Annotated in this window: 16 protein-coding genes; 10 read left to right on the plus strand and 6 right to left on the minus strand. The window is 51.6% G+C overall.

The features are described 5' to 3' along the window. Positions 1 to 260: 260 nt before the first annotated feature. The 5 genes from BS29_RS13970 to BS29_RS13990 form a co-directional block, all read right to left on the minus strand. Complete coding sequence (locus tag BS29_RS13970) at positions 261 to 431, minus strand: DUF5818 domain-containing protein (RefSeq protein WP_229954251.1); 171 nt, start codon at positions 429 to 431, stop codon at positions 261 to 263. 301 nt (positions 432 to 732) lie between these two features. Further along, positions 733 to 891 carry a hypothetical protein gene (locus BS29_RS13975; protein WP_229954252.1) on the minus strand — a complete coding sequence of 53 codons (159 nt, stop codon included), beginning with the start codon at positions 889 to 891 and terminating at the stop codon, positions 733 to 735. 275 nt (positions 892 to 1,166) lie between these two features. After that, complete coding sequence (locus BS29_RS13980) at positions 1,167 to 2,519, minus strand: MFS transporter (RefSeq protein ID WP_229954253.1); 1,353 nt, start codon at positions 2,517 to 2,519, stop codon at positions 1,167 to 1,169. Position 2,520: 1 nt separating this feature from the next. Then, positions 2,521 to 3,783, minus strand: coding sequence for a fumarylacetoacetate hydrolase family protein (locus BS29_RS13985; protein ID WP_229954254.1), 1,263 nt, complete (start codon positions 3,781 to 3,783; stop codon positions 2,521 to 2,523). Positions 3,784 to 3,859: 76 nt separating this feature from the next. Further along, the gene (locus BS29_RS13990; protein ID WP_229954255.1) at positions 3,860 to 4,717 is read right to left on the minus strand and encodes a MipA/OmpV family protein; all 858 of its coding nucleotides are present in this window, start codon (positions 4,715 to 4,717) and stop codon (positions 3,860 to 3,862) included. Between the two features lie 150 nt (positions 4,718 to 4,867). On the opposite strand from BS29_RS13990, the gene BS29_RS13995 reads away from it, so the two are divergent. Continuing rightward, positions 4,868 to 5,707, plus strand: a complete 840-nt coding sequence (locus tag BS29_RS13995; RefSeq protein WP_229954256.1) for a LytTR family DNA-binding domain-containing protein — start codon at positions 4,868 to 4,870, stop codon at positions 5,705 to 5,707. A gap of 149 nt (positions 5,708 to 5,856) precedes the next feature. Here BS29_RS13995 and BS29_RS14000 read toward each other — a convergent pair whose 3' ends face one another. Further along, positions 5,857 to 7,464 (minus strand): alpha/beta hydrolase, encoded by a 1,608-nt coding sequence (locus BS29_RS14000; protein ID WP_229956873.1) that lies wholly within the window; start codon positions 7,462 to 7,464, stop codon positions 5,857 to 5,859. Here BS29_RS14000 and BS29_RS14005 point away from each other — a divergent pair. The 9 genes from BS29_RS14005 (at position 7,463) to BS29_RS14040 (ending at position 13,323) form a co-directional block, all read left to right on the plus strand. After that, positions 7,463 to 7,798: a hypothetical protein gene (locus BS29_RS14005; protein WP_229954257.1), complete on the plus strand. Its 336-nt coding sequence runs from the start codon at positions 7,463 to 7,465 to the stop codon at positions 7,796 to 7,798. The genes BS29_RS14000 and BS29_RS14005 overlap by 2 nt on opposite strands. A 386-nt stretch (positions 7,799 to 8,184) precedes the next feature. After that, positions 8,185 to 8,970, plus strand: coding sequence for an HD domain-containing protein (locus tag BS29_RS14010; protein ID WP_229954258.1), 786 nt, complete (start codon positions 8,185 to 8,187; stop codon positions 8,968 to 8,970). Between the two features lie 52 nt (positions 8,971 to 9,022). Continuing rightward, entirely contained in the window at positions 9,023 to 9,478 is a 456-nt protein-coding gene (locus tag BS29_RS14015; RefSeq protein ID WP_229954259.1) for a carboxymuconolactone decarboxylase family protein, read from the plus strand. A 314-nt stretch (positions 9,479 to 9,792) separates the two neighbouring features. Further along, positions 9,793 to 10,236, plus strand: coding sequence for a bleomycin resistance protein (locus BS29_RS14020; protein WP_229954260.1), 444 nt, complete (start codon positions 9,793 to 9,795; stop codon positions 10,234 to 10,236). Positions 10,237 to 10,345: 109 nt separating this feature from the next. Next, the gene (locus BS29_RS17615; RefSeq protein ID WP_407673712.1) at positions 10,346 to 10,522 is read left to right on the plus strand and encodes a homoserine O-acetyltransferase/O-succinyltransferase family protein; all 177 of its coding nucleotides are present in this window, start codon (positions 10,346 to 10,348) and stop codon (positions 10,520 to 10,522) included. Positions 10,523 to 10,733: 211 nt separating this feature from the next. Then, positions 10,734 to 11,039, plus strand: coding sequence for a DUF4180 domain-containing protein (locus BS29_RS14025; protein WP_229954261.1), 306 nt, complete (start codon positions 10,734 to 10,736; stop codon positions 11,037 to 11,039). A 97-nt stretch (positions 11,040 to 11,136) separates the two neighbouring features. Then, the gene (locus BS29_RS14030) at positions 11,137 to 12,426 is read left to right on the plus strand and encodes a glycosyltransferase (protein WP_229954262.1); all 1,290 of its coding nucleotides are present in this window, start codon (positions 11,137 to 11,139) and stop codon (positions 12,424 to 12,426) included. After that, on the plus strand, positions 12,423 to 12,629 hold the full coding sequence (locus BS29_RS14035; RefSeq protein WP_229954263.1) for a hypothetical protein: 207 nt from the start codon (positions 12,423 to 12,425) through the stop codon (positions 12,627 to 12,629). Before BS29_RS14030 ends, BS29_RS14035 begins: the two co-directional genes overlap by 4 nt. 121 nt (positions 12,630 to 12,750) lie before the next feature. Continuing rightward, a complete protein-coding gene (locus BS29_RS14040; RefSeq protein WP_229954264.1) occupies positions 12,751 to 13,323 on the plus strand; it encodes an NAD(P)H-dependent oxidoreductase in 573 nt (190 codons plus the stop codon). Positions 13,324 to 13,351: the final 28 nt, after the last annotated feature.

Below are 13,351 nucleotides of genomic sequence, written 5' to 3' on the forward strand. Positions count from 1 at the left end.
TCATACCAATAATATATACCTAAATGGTTTTTCATAGAGAGGCTAAACAGGAGACTGATATACGGCTTCGCAGTTCACTCACCATCGACCTGTTATTCGTTTCTCAGTTCGAATAATCATTCACGATAGAGTGGCAAAAGCTCAGAGCCATTGAGCCAGAAAGGGAAGTAATAGGACAGCTAGAGCGAACCAAAAGCTCATGGAGCTCAACCAGCTTCTTCGCCATTGCTTTCCTTCATGCCAAATCTGGTCGACATAGATCAGATCAAAGCCCATCCGCTTCCCTCAATGGTCACGCGTTCTCCTATCAGCTTTCGAGCGTTGCCCTTTATATCAAGCATCCACCGGCCACCGCCGTCAATTTTCAGCGCATAGACCAACGGCGCCTGGCGCAATATGCCGGTCTCTCTATGTATCGTTCCTTTGGGCATTCCGGTCTCCCCGGAAGTCGTCTGCGGTATGCCCCCGCTTTCGACTTCACACCTGATCTTGGTGATCAGGGAGTTTGTAAACCAAGCAAGCCGATCCCTAAGACCTTTAGGCCGGAGAGCCCTGGACTTACGTCGCAGGCTCCCCGACCATAAGGCAAGGTGTGCGGCGCTGTTACGGTCAGCACCAACCGCTCAGTTCAGGAGTTTTACTAAGTCCCAATGCCCTGCGTGCGGGCATCTATGAGGTGTATGGGATAGTCGTGCCCCACAGACAACAGAAAAGCGGACTATTCAGTCTTGTTCAGTCACCATATTGGCTCAGATGATGCTCCAGCTCAGCCACGGGCCGGAACCCTTTCATTTTTAACAAGGGTTGCATGGTCTTGTTGATGATTTGGTAGGTTTCGCGCCTTGCCTTTGTGTCGAGCTTGGGTTCCGGCAGCTGCTCTGCTTGCCGCATGACATGTAACGTCGGGTGACAGGTGAGACACACTCTACATGTGATTACAGCTTTTCTCTGAGTGCTTCATAGCGTGTTTTTCTTTGAAGTTGCCATGCGGTCTGTGGAAGTTGTAGAAGCGCTTTCATTCATCGAGTTTGGCTTCCAGATCGACGTCACCTGTGATTTTTCTGATCCAGCCAAATCTCCAGGTGATTGGCCTACCCACAAACAATTCTTCAACTCTCCCTATAAGCGAACTTTCCAATATGGTCGGGTGATCAATGGCCTGCTGATCAGTTTGCTCCCTGTGTCGCTAAGTCGACCTTCGCTTCCGAAAGGTTGAATTCGCGCAGTGGGTATTGGGCTAAGAACGCGGCAAGCGCTGGGATGAGACTTGCACCAAGAACTATGCCCAAAATCGCAGCTTGCGGCTGCCGTGCGATCGAGTCGTTCCCGGTCGAAATGAATCCCGTCATCGCCAGCACTAACGCGAACGTGGCAGCACCTAATCCTCCCGATATCGTCTCGACCGCATTCCAAGCACCTACCATAGAACCGGTGTTCGACACCCCACTAGTCGACGCCTCGTAGGCAAGTGCATCGGCGAACATCGCTTGGGGGAGCATCGAAGTGCCGGCGAAGCCGACACCCACCACGAACACAGAGGCGAAAGCCAACCACTGGCGAGAATCAACTGGGAAGGCGGTGAGCGCAACGAGAGAAAGCGATCCAACAGCATAAATCAACAGCGCCGTGCGCAGCATTGGCCGCTTTCCCCGCCCGACTGCTATGGAACGCCAAACCGGCATTGTAATGAGCAGTGGCACCGTAAGAAAAATGAACATGCTCGCGACAGCTCCTGAGTCGCCGAGCACGTATTTTGCGAGATACGGCGTGCTAGCGAGAGACACTGCCGCTGCGATTTCTGTCAGCGCGACCAACCAGAACATTGCGCGAAGGGCCTGGCTCGACTTTAACACACCCACGCTCGCGCGAAAGCCGCCGGCTGGTGCAGGCAGTGTTGTTCCTGGCTGCGATCGCCGAGCACCGAAGAAGGTCACCAGCAAGGTTGCGACCATCATCATGCAGCCTAAGGTCAGCGCCATAACCTTGTAACCGCTTCGCGCGTCGGCTGCATCTTCCACGATCAAAGGTGCTAATCCACCTGAAAGCAAGATGGCTATAGAAAGGAAGGCAATACGCCATGCAGCCATCGACGTGCGTGCGTTTGTGTCGGGGGCGATCTCGGCTGGTAGCGAAGACCAAGGAACCACGAACAAAGAGAAGGTCAGACTTGCCAACGCAAAGCTGACAGCGACCCAGACCCCTGCGGTGTTTCCGGAATACGGTGTCCAGAAGGTGGCGATGAACGCCAGTGGGAAGAGTATACCGCCGACTATCATCCAAGGACGACGGGCTCCGAATCTGGTCCTCGTCTTGTCCGAGAGGCGCCCAACGACGGGGTTTACGAAGACGTCGAATAGCTTGGGCAGGAAGACTATAAAACCAGCGAGACCTGCCGAGATCGCGAGTGTGTCAGTCAGGTAGAAGAGCAGCAAGAGCCCAGGAACAGTGGCAAAACTGGCGCTGGCTAAAGCGCCCACACCATATCCGGCATCATCTACAAAATGTTTGCTGTCTGCCATACTACCGATGTTCCCCGCTCATACATGTCAATGAGGTTTCATCATCAATAGATGGGACGCTCGATCCCGGCTTTCTTATATTTTGCCGTGGGTCGTCAGGGGCAATCAGCTTCACATGGACGGCGCCCATGGAGCTCGACTCGTGCACAACCTTGTCGCCTACACGCATGTAGCGCTCGGCCTTCAGTTCGTTCCGCACGAAACGATTCGCTATCGAATTGAACGGAGACTTTTCGTGAAGAAATCTTCCCAACAGGATATGGTCTAGAATTCCACCGAGCTTATCCTCCCACGTCGGCGGCATAAAGATAACGCCTTCGCCGGTGCCCGACATGACAGCAGAACCACGAGCAATTGTTTCATCGTCGAGAAGCGGAATCGGCTTGCCACGGAAGCAATAATTTCCGCCTCCGCCGTTCGTTAGCGCCTTCGCAACCAGAGCTTCGAAATCTAGTATCATCTCGCCGCCGCGAGCGTCCTGACGCAGTTCCCCATTCAGGTAAGTCACGATCCGCTCTTTCTGTATGAATGTTCGCCAATTGTGGGGAATAACGAGGAACGGACCGGTTGGGAAATAGTCCGCTCCGCTCTTAGCGTCGCTGAAACCACGAGCTGAACGTATGTTCTTGGAATCTATCATATGCACCAGCCTGGCTCGATCAGTAAAATCACCACACAGGAAGAACCCCATACGGGCGGCCCTAAAGTCCGCGATCGATCGAATGTCGCGGTCGAACCTGACGCTGATCTCGGCTTCGTAGTCCATCAATGTGCCAGGCTTGACGACCAAGGTCGTGCGAGCCGGCGTCGGTTTGCCGAACTTGGGGAAGTTAAAGACCGTCCTACTACTAGCCTCCTTGGCATGCTCCAAGAAGTTGGCGCCCGTCGCGAGATGCTTGTCAACCATCGCCCCCGATGGAAGGAGATCATCGATCACATAGCGCGATCGAGAGCCTCTAGTTGTCGCAGCCCTTTTTAAGGCTTCATCACCCACCGCGGCAGAAGCGTCGAACACGTCCGCACCAACCGGTGCGCCAAGATCTGCGAGATCGATCGCCTCAATGTGGGCTCCGCGGTAGTCCGTGACCAGGAGAACCCTTACCTCACCGCTGGTTCCTTCGACCTGCGTGAAGGTAAAGGCCGTCGAGACAGGTGCCAGCTCTGGCTTTAGAACCTGTGTTTCAGCCGATATCCTGTTCATTCTGGTCGAGCGCCCCGGAATTGTGAACAGCGATAGTGAGATCGGAGCGGTATAGTAGCTCATAAGCCATCCCTTTATTGAATGATTGTCAGAATTCGGTGGAGAGGCTCATGTCTCCTGTGCGGGTCGTGCCATATCGTCAAAATCGGAACGAGACGGCGAGGCCGCCGATCGCCTGGATCTTCGAGCCCTCATCGACGATCGGACTGTCCTTCGCATCACCCAGATAGTGACTGGCACCAGCGCGGGCAATTAGACCCCAACGCCGGCTAAACTGGTAGCCGACGGTAACACCGGCACCAACATCTCGAATGCCTTCTTCGGCCTCGTAGCTTGGAAGACCTGAGCGAGCCGCCTCTTCGGACGAGACACCGAAGTAGGCGTTCATGTACTTATCGTCGGCGAACGTTGCCTGCGCGTCAAGATTCACGAACAGCTTCTGGCTCCGATAGGCGACATAGGAAATCTGCGCGGTGCCGATCACGCCTTCGTGACCGTCCGACACGTCCTTCGCAACGCTGACGTCGACCGCAACTTCGCCTTGTCCGTATTCGTTGCCTCCAAAGCGATATCCTATGAAGCCACCGACTTCTACGGCCGAGTCGACATCGTCCAGCAACTTCACCTTCCCTTTACCGTCGTCGGCGCTATCGCGTTTGCCACGGAAGTTGACAATAGGGCCGAGCTGGAACTGGCTCGGTCCGAACAGGTCCAGCCGTGCGCTGAGCCCGCGAACCTCGAGCACCAGTCCCTGCCACTCAACGTCCGCGAGCATGAGAGGTACGAGCTGGTACTTCTTCGCACCATCAAACGCCGGGACGGCACCGGAACCAATTGCGAAGAAGCCATGTATGTCGCCATCGCTCTTATCATCTTGCCCCGGCTCATCCGCAGCTACGGTATTGCTGATCGACGAATCCTGAGACTCTTCAGCCTGTGCCGGGAACGCCAAGAGGCACGCACCAGCGACTGCCGTGGAAAAGTAAGTCTTGTTCATTTTTTACTCCTTACGTAACCCAACCAATGCGGCAGGGTGTCGATAGAGCGAGCTGCTATCTAGGCTGACTGAGTTGCGCCATCGTCCATTCGCGGTTGCGCAATTTGCTTCGTATTATTAACTTAACCGCACTATGAAGGACCGGTCACGATGCGCGATTTCGTGAATTTACATTCTCCAACTTGGTATTTGCGCTTAGTTGGTCATGCCGGACTGGCCATGCTATTCGCCGGCGTGCTGGCATTCTTGGCTCCATTCGGCACTTACCGCTTCGGAGGTTTTGAACGCATAGGTTACTGGACGCTTCAGATGGTGGCATGGCTCGTCCTATCGACTTTCTCCTATATGGTCCTATGGCACTTTCAGCGCATGCGCAGTCGCAGTCGCATTTCGAGACGGGCCATTTCCGCGATGTTGGCGTCGATTCCCATGGCCTTCGTTATTGGCGTATCGAACCACGTGATGAGCGGTTGGCAGGTCAACGTCGCGGATGTCGTGGAAATATTCGTGTCGATATCCTTGATCGGCGGTGCCTACACATTCCTTTCCGAGCGATTGATCGAGGATCGTCTGTGGAACGAAGTGAGATCAGCTACACCTAATTCGGGTGCGTTTTCATCGCCTGAAGCTCCGGCTGGATCGGCACTAACCGTCGCCAACGAAGTTCCAAGCAACCCGAAGTTAATCCAGAGCTTACCGTCTGATGTCGCAAGTGATATCCTGTGTCTGCAAGTCGAGGATCACTATGTGCGTGCGCACTCCTCCCACCGTAGTGCTATGACGCTCATGCGTTTTTCGGATGCCCTGCTAGGTGTCGACCATATTCCGGGACTTCGGGTTCACCGGTCATGGTGGGTGGCAACCACAGCTGTGATGAATATCCATAAATCGGGGAGGACCGCACAGTTAGCCTTGTCCAACGGCCTAATCGTTCCAGTTTCCCGCCCATATCTGGCCGAGACATTGAAGCGTTGGGATATGGTAGGGTGAGCAATCGTCCTGCCGCTGGACGCAACAAAACTTGGTTGGTCAAGTATAAACGCCAAAAGCAATGCCTAAGTTGGAAGCAAAATTTTCGAAGGTGGCAGAAGTCTTTTTCGATCGGAAAATCCATTAATTGGAAAGGCGACTTACAGGACCTACTTAAACGGCAGATCGACTTCGATAATGCGTCGGTCGACTTTTTTGCCGCGCATAAACTCAAGAATCGTTGTTGTGACTTCTGGCGAAGACATAAAAAGATTGTGCCCGGCATTCTTTACAGTGACGGCTTGTCGGTTACGCAGCTGCGATGTTGCCTCAAGCTGGCTCTCAACATATGTCCGTCCATCAAGAGTGCCGCTAAGGACGAGCGTTGGCGTGTCGGATACAGGTTTTTCTCTAAACTGATCACCGAGATCATATTCTGGAGCGACATCGAGTAAATGAATCGTGAAATTTAGAAATGATCCAAGCACAGCAGTTTTGGCTTCATCCTCTATTTCACTGCGACGCTCAGAAGTAATACCCGATGCTACGTCCATTATAACCGACATCGGACGGAATGAAATTTTTGCATTCGGCTCATGCCAACGCCGTAAAAGCTCCGTTACTGGTTCAGTATCGTCCTGGTCTAACCCTCGATAAACGGCGAGCACACTCATTGCGCGCTGCGGATCCGAGATTAGTCCCGACGCATATTGGCGCAATATACGCGACTGGATATGAACAGGAAAAGGAGCCCCCTCCTTTTGCGGTACCTCTACAAGTACCGGTGCCTTGTCGAGTTTGGCGTGAACTCTGTGCATCAAATCAACAATGTCCGGGTATTTTTTCTGCAACAAAACGTCGGTATTAACGGCATGCTGAACACGCTGAAAATAGGCATCAGTTCGCGCTGGACGCTTAATCGTCTGATTGAGTCCTTCAACACTCGAAATCACCACTTTCTGGATACGGTCATCCATTTCCTTGAGCGCGGCGAGTGACAAATGCGATCCGTAGGACGTTCCCCAAAGCGAGATTTTTTTAGCCCCCAGATGAACCCTAAGGGCATCGAGATCATTAACGCTTTCAATCGTGGTGTACCCATTTAAATCGATCCCCTTGTCTTTCCAGAACCCGATACACCAACGCAGAGCCTGTTGGTTCATCGCAATATATTTCGCATCATCTAACGCCGAGGCGTCATCAATCGTAAAAGGCGACGAACATTCCGGCATGTCATTTGAAGCCCCTGTTCCGCGCTGATCAAGGGCAATGACATCACCAAATTCCCGCATTGCCATGAACAGTGGAAATCGGCGCCATTTCGCCGTCGCGATTCCAGACCCCCCGGGCCCACCGGCCAAATAGACAATTGGCGGACCGTTTTTCTTCCCAGTTGCTGGGAAGCGAACATAGCGAAGCGTTAGCATGCGGCTGTCAGGTGATGACCGGTTCTCAGGGACAACAAACGCCCCTTGGAAGGCCGCGACAGTTTTACCACTTTGCGCTTCGAAGGTGATCGGAATTTCGCCGGTTGGGGTTGCGGACGCATGTAGCGTGAAAGGTTTAATATTCGGTGGTGTAATAAGGGAGCAGGCGGAAATAAAGATAAGGCTGGTTAAGCCCGGCAACAGTTTCATGATCATCGACTCCGAAAGGAAAGATTGAGCCTTCGATTGCCTTTTGACATCACGGCCAAAAGACCAGAACTGCTGGGCGGTACTGTTTACTGTGCGAACGGTTATATTCGGCAGCTTTGAGATCGTGTACGGATTAAGCATGTTCAAGTTGGTTTTCGCTATTTTTCTTGCGCTGTTGTCAAATCCAGCCGCAGCATTCGCCCAGGGTCTGGAATTCATTTCAATCGACTCTCAGCCTATCGTCATATGTCCGGCAAGCGTTTTCGAAAGTGAGCCGCCGGAATTTACCGCCGAAAACTGCCAAACCGTTTCTGCTTCCACGATCAACTCACACCGACGCTTTATCTGGATAGGTGCAAAGGAAAAACATGTCCGCTTTTTGGGACAACAGTTGTTGCTGCCAATCAACTGGCGACCCATTTTTAGAATTTCCGTTTCCGGTCGAAACTATGCTCCAGCTGCCATGCCTCTTTAGGAATACGCATCGCCCCTGCTCCTGGCTACAACTGGGGGTGAATGCTGTTCTCTGAATCAAGGCACATTCGGTCTTTCGCATATTCCAGAATAGCCCGAAATTCGCGACAAGTATGTCGATGTGTCCATGGCGTTGGCATCTGACCAAGTCCCCTCCGCCGGCGGTTAGATAAAAGTGGTGTTTAGTAGCTTGACCATCATCCTTATCATGGATAAAAAATATCCGCGAATCATGTAAAATGTCAAATGATGCTTGGCGACAAAGGGAACGGGATGATGACGGCGCGCTCGTAGCTGTGCATTTGGAGATGCCAATATGCATCACTACTCGGGGCTATCTCCAGTAGCCGAGCTCAGGTGAATATCGAACGAAAGGAAAGGCGTGGCATGCCAAAAGTCGGAACATTGGATTGGGCAAAGAAAACCGATGGGATCCTCTCGCGCGCCGAATATGTAGGCTTGCACAAGCAGCTCATCACGTTGCAATTCAAGGAGTTTCGGGCCTGGCTCTCGTCGAAGGGCTTTGGTCGATCGAAGCCGTTAGATTTTGATCTGGATGATATCATTATTCCAGATTCAAGCATCGCACTTCAGACTGACGAGTTGGTACGAGACATGTCCAGCTCACCTCTGCACAGCCACTGCGTAAGAACATATATTTGGGGGTATCTGCTAGGCAAACAGGCCGAACTCAAATTTGATCCTGAGATTTTCTACATTGCAAGCATCTTGCATGATTTGGGGCTGGTTGAGCCCCATGTCCAGAAATCCAGCTGTGCGTGTTTTGCCGTGACGGGAGCACAAAAGGCTGAAGAGTTTCTGCTATCTGCCAGCTGGGACACGGACAAAATCAGCAAGGTGTTTGAGGCAATTAGCCTGCATCTCAATCTTGATGTCCGTGCCGTGGATCATTTCCCAGAGGCTGAGATGCTAGCCAACGGGGCGCATCTTGATGTTGTTGGCTCTCATTATCGTCGGCTTTCGAAACAAACAGTAGATGCTGTCATTCGGCGATTTCCGCGTGATGGGTTTCTGGCTGACATCAAGGGTCACATTGAAACGCCGCATCATGCGAGGACGCGAGCCACGATGTTGAACAGGATCGGGTTCTCGAAGTTGGCAACTGGCAACCCACTCAACCGACATCAGGTCGAATGTATTGGTCACCTGTGACGGCTGAGCAAAAGCGGACTTAAGAACTGATCAACGTGAAAAGGAAATAGTCATGGAAGCACGTATCGACTACATGAAAGTCTCACCGGATTCATTTCAGGCTGTCTGGGGTCTGGAGCAATTTGTGTCACAGAAGGCAGGGATTGAGCCGCGCTTGTTGCATCTCGTGAAAATCCGTGCATCACAGATCAACGGTTGTGCCTTCTGTATCGACATGCATGTCAAAGAGGCCCGCAAAGAGGGCATTGGAGATCAATGGCTTTCTCTCATTTCAGCCTGGAAGGAATCTCCAGTCTACGATGAAAAAGAGCGGGCCGTTCTGGCGTGGACCGAGTCGCTGACGAATGTTTCTGAGACTGGTGCGCCGGATCGTGATTTTGACGCCCTGAAATCACATTTCAACGAAGAAGAGATTACCAAGCTCACCGTTGCCATCGGAACCATCAACATCTGGAACCGTATGGCTTTGGGTTTCCGCTCTCAGCACGAAGTTGATCTGACGAACTGAAATATCACTAACGGGCTTTTGTGCCTCGCAGCTGTGCAAGGCACTATTAAATCAATGGATCTTTTCAAGATGTCGCACCAACACAATATAATCAACTACTTCAAATTCCCGATCAAGCATTTCAGTCCATTGGTTTTTTGCTGGATGTGCCAGAAATGTGGGCCTGACTATCTGGGGTTCAAGTGCGCTGGCGTCGACGGCGGTTTTAACAGCGAAGACGATATGCCGGTGCAGAAACTGGAAGATTTGCTCGTGCTGTTTTCCAAATGTCTGGAAGCATCGTTGACCAAACTCAAAGCAGCCGGGACAAATGAATGGCTTTTATTTTCAGCCAGATGGATAAGGATATTGTCAGTGAGCAGAGCCTTGAATCTAAATTAGCGTTGAAGATGAAGATGGTAAAAAGCATATGCCCGATTTTCGCGAGATCAGATTTTGAAAAGACGTCAGTTTTCTATCGAGGGCTTGGTTTCAACGAAGTCGCGAGATTTGAAGAACAGGGATACCTAATCCTTGTTCGCGATACCGTGGAGATTCACTTCTTTAGCACTCACGATCATGAGACTTCACAGACTTCTGATCACGATGCCTTTGTCCAGGTGGAAGATGCTCAGGCGCTTTCGTCAGAGTACGAGAAGCTGGACATGTCCTGTGAGTTTGAGAAAGCTGATAACAAGCACTGGGGCGTCTGCGAGCTAGAAATAATTGATCCAGACGGAAATCTTCTGCGCATGGGGGATGTCTCTGCCGATAGTTGAATCGCCCTTTCGAGGCCCTCAAGAACGAGAAGCTCGATGGTTTTATCATTACCAAGTGCATCTGTCGAGCATCTGGCGTTCGAAGAATTAGTACAAGTTGCATGGGATCATGGATTGGGCCCAGACGAAAAAGCATTCAACCTTTGATGTTTGTTGGGGCGGGATGGCGATAATCTATCACTTCCATGGCTTGCAAAAATACCTGCCCGGTCGCACGCAATTTGGATGTTACCGTCATATGAATTGGACAGAAAGGAAATCGAATGACGCTTTACCTGGATTTTAAGAAGCCATTGGCTATCATAGATCGGACTATCTCCAAATTCCGTGGTGGTGTGCGCCGCAATGCCAACCAGGCAATACCGCTGTTGGGAGAGAGGTTTCCAATATGCTAACAATGTTGGATGGCAAGAGCGGCAATATTCTCGTCGAAAAACACAACCAAAGATTCTTTGAAATTGACCGCAACCGGTTGACCGTATGACCTGATTGCTCAAGTGGATACAGAGAACAGAAAGATGATACAAACTTCGGAAGAAATACTCGGACTTATCGAAGAGGCGATGTCCTCTACAGGCATGATTTACAAGTGCAAAAGCGATTTTTCGGCAGATTTCTGGGTATTGGATACCGGGTTACTCGGAGAGTTGGAGCAAAAGCTGGTGAATTATCAATCTGCTATCCAAATATCTGGCGATTTCAGCTCAGAAGTGGGAAATTCGGATGCGTTTCGAGACTACTTGCGTGAGGCAAAGACCTATGATCGGCCCATACAATTTGTCGACGAGAGCAACCACAAATGATGTGGCTATTCGAATATCACGCCACGCCAAGTTCCAGAGCTGGGCCCCAATTTTCGTACGTGTTTGATATTATGCTGCTTGGGCTAGGTAAGCGCAAATGAAAATTCTTATTTTGACATATGGTACGCGAGGTGATGTCCAACCGTTCATTGCGCTTTCAAAAGCGCTACAAGAGGACGGCCACTCAGTGACTTTGGCGACAGCATCGCGCTTTGCCCCTTTGGTCGCCACACACGATGTCAATTTCGCGCCGCTTGGCGACGGCTTGCTCAGCATCATCGATACCCAACAGGGCCGCCAGGCGATGGAGGGTGCAAACGGCTTTCTGGGGATGATCAAGACCAATCTGAAGCTGATGAAGCGTGTCAAACCACTTCAGGCCGAACTCGTGCAGGACTGTTGGGACGTTGCTGAAAAAGTTCGCCCTGATCTTATCGTGTTTCATCCAAAGGCCTTCGCCGCCTATGCGATATCGGAGCGAATGAAGGTGCCTTTGGTAATGGCATTGCTGATTCCGATGCTGGTTCCAACGAATACCACAGCGCATCTCGGGTTTCCCAAGCTCAAGCTCGGTCGACTCTACAACAGGCTGACCCACCAAGCTGTTCAGCTACTCATGCGTATGCCCGCGAGAAAGACATTGAACCACTGGCGCACCAGTCATGGCTTTGGAAAACAGCCACTAGAGTTGTTTAAAGATGGGACGGGCGCGCAGATCCCAATCGTCGCGGGCTTCAGCGAAGCGGTTATCGACCGGCCCGCCGACTGGCCACCCAATCTATTCATGGGAGGGTTCTGGTTTCTACAAAGCAATGTCACAGACGCCTTGTCTGAAGAAGTCGAGACGTTCCTGAACGAAGGCGACCCACCCATTTGCTTCGGATTTGGCTCAATGGTTGGTTCTGATCCGATGCGCCTGCGAAAAACGATCCTGGGCGCGCTTGAAGAGACCGGCCAACGGGGACTGATTCTGTCAGGCTGGGGGGGCGTGCCCAAAGGACAAACGCATGATCTCGTGCTTGAAGTCAACTCTGCACCACACGATCTTTTGCTTCCCCGCGTTCTGGCAATGGTCCATCACGGCGGAGCGGGAACAACTGCGGCCGCACTGCGAGCCGGAGTTTCGCAAATCATCATTCCGTTCATGGGCGACCAACCATTTTGGGGACAGCGTATGAAGGAACTAGGCGTGGCGCCAGATCCAATTCGCCAAAAGGACCTGACGATCACAAACCTCAAAGGAGCGCTTGATCGCATCGTCAATGAACCATCGTTTTACGTTTCTGCCCTAAAGCTGAGTAAAACCATCAAATCAGAAAATGGCGGGCAGGATGCAGCCAGTTTCATCAAGAGGGTTTGGGCAGAGCGTTCGAGCAGGTCGGCATGATCGATGCTCATCGCTTCAGCCGCGTCCTTAACGCCCTTTCCCGAATACTGCAGTCATCCGCGCTACCGATAGCGATTGGCTTCATTTTCACTGGTTTTCGAGCCCTGATGATCCAATTCCTTCAGCAAAGCTCTGGCGGTGCCGATTACAGACGTTTCACGGCGTTCAACGTTGTCTATGACCACAGCTGGTTCGAACCCTAAATTTTCGTAACCAATGTGTTGGTCGCAGGTGTCATCATATTGCAGTTGAAGGCAAACATATTTATAGACAAAAAATATCTATGATATGCTTTAGTCAATCATCCTGATCAGGACACCCAAGATGCACTCACTTGTTGTGGTTTCACACCCCAATCCCAATTCACTCACGCACGCGGTTGCGCACACGATCATGGCTGAGATGAAAGGTCTGCAACGCAGCGTTGAACTCGCAGATCTTCATAGAGAAGGATTTGATCCTGTATTTACGATGACCGATGTTGATGTTCATTTGGGGAAAAGCACGCTCCCTGCTGACATCGTTGCAGAGCAGAAGAGAATAGAAGGCGCTGAATCTTTGGTACTAGTATTCCCAATTTACTGGTGGTCTCTACCGGCGATGCTCAAGGGCTGGATCGACAGAGTGTTTGTCAATGGTTGGGCTTATGATGACAGTTCCAGCGACAAATTAGTGAAAAAGCTGGAATGGTTGCCCGTCCACTGGGTCGCCCTTGCCGGCGCCGATATGCGTACATATGCACGGCACGGATATTTCGGTGCGATGAAAAGTCAGATTAGTCATGGCATCTTCGATTATTGCGGCGCCAAAGTTAAAACATCCGAGCTACTCGTCGGGGATGGCCCCGAGGCTCATTTACAGGCAGCGCGGGGGCTGGCAGCACGAATTGCAGCCTAGAAAGTTGATCAAGGCTCATCTTCATTCT

The sequence above is a fragment of the Parasphingorhabdus litoris DSM 22379 genome, assembly GCF_020906275.1.
Taxonomy (GTDB): Bacteria; Pseudomonadota; Alphaproteobacteria; order Sphingomonadales; family Sphingomonadaceae; genus Parasphingorhabdus; species Parasphingorhabdus litoris.

Coding starts and splice junctions, on each gene's coding strand:
- BS29_RS13970 (WP_229954251.1), bottom strand. CDS start 431: ATGCCCAAAGGAACGATACATAGAGAGACCGGCATATTGCGCCAGGCG.
- BS29_RS13975 (WP_229954252.1), bottom strand. CDS start 891: ATGCGGCAAGCAGAGCAGCTGCCGGAACCCAAGCTCGACACAAAGGCA.
- BS29_RS13980 (WP_229954253.1), bottom strand. CDS start 2,519: ATGGCAGACAGCAAACATTTTGTAGATGATGCCGGATATGGTGTGGGC.
- BS29_RS13985 (WP_229954254.1), bottom strand. CDS start 3,783: ATGAGCTACTATACCGCTCCGATCTCACTATCGCTGTTCACAATTCCG.
- BS29_RS13990 (WP_229954255.1), bottom strand. CDS start 4,717: ATGAACAAGACTTACTTTTCCACGGCAGTCGCTGGTGCGTGCCTCTTG.
- BS29_RS13995 (WP_229954256.1), top strand. CDS start 4,868: ATGCGCGATTTCGTGAATTTACATTCTCCAACTTGGTATTTGCGCTTA.
- BS29_RS14005 (WP_229954257.1), top strand. CDS start 7,463: ATGTTCAAGTTGGTTTTCGCTATTTTTCTTGCGCTGTTGTCAAATCCA.
- BS29_RS14000 (WP_229956873.1), bottom strand. CDS start 7,464: ATGCTTAATCCGTACACGATCTCAAAGCTGCCGAATATAACCGTTCGC.
- BS29_RS14010 (WP_229954258.1), top strand. CDS start 8,185: ATGCCAAAAGTCGGAACATTGGATTGGGCAAAGAAAACCGATGGGATC.
- BS29_RS14015 (WP_229954259.1), top strand. CDS start 9,023: ATGGAAGCACGTATCGACTACATGAAAGTCTCACCGGATTCATTTCAG.
- BS29_RS14020 (WP_229954260.1), top strand. CDS start 9,793: ATGGCTTTTATTTTCAGCCAGATGGATAAGGATATTGTCAGTGAGCAG.
- BS29_RS17615 (WP_407673712.1), top strand. CDS start 10,346: ATGGATTGGGCCCAGACGAAAAAGCATTCAACCTTTGATGTTTGTTGG.
- BS29_RS14030 (WP_229954262.1), top strand. CDS start 11,137: ATGAAAATTCTTATTTTGACATATGGTACGCGAGGTGATGTCCAACCG.
- BS29_RS14035 (WP_229954263.1), top strand. CDS start 12,423: ATGATCGATGCTCATCGCTTCAGCCGCGTCCTTAACGCCCTTTCCCGA.
- BS29_RS14040 (WP_229954264.1), top strand. CDS start 12,751: ATGCACTCACTTGTTGTGGTTTCACACCCCAATCCCAATTCACTCACG.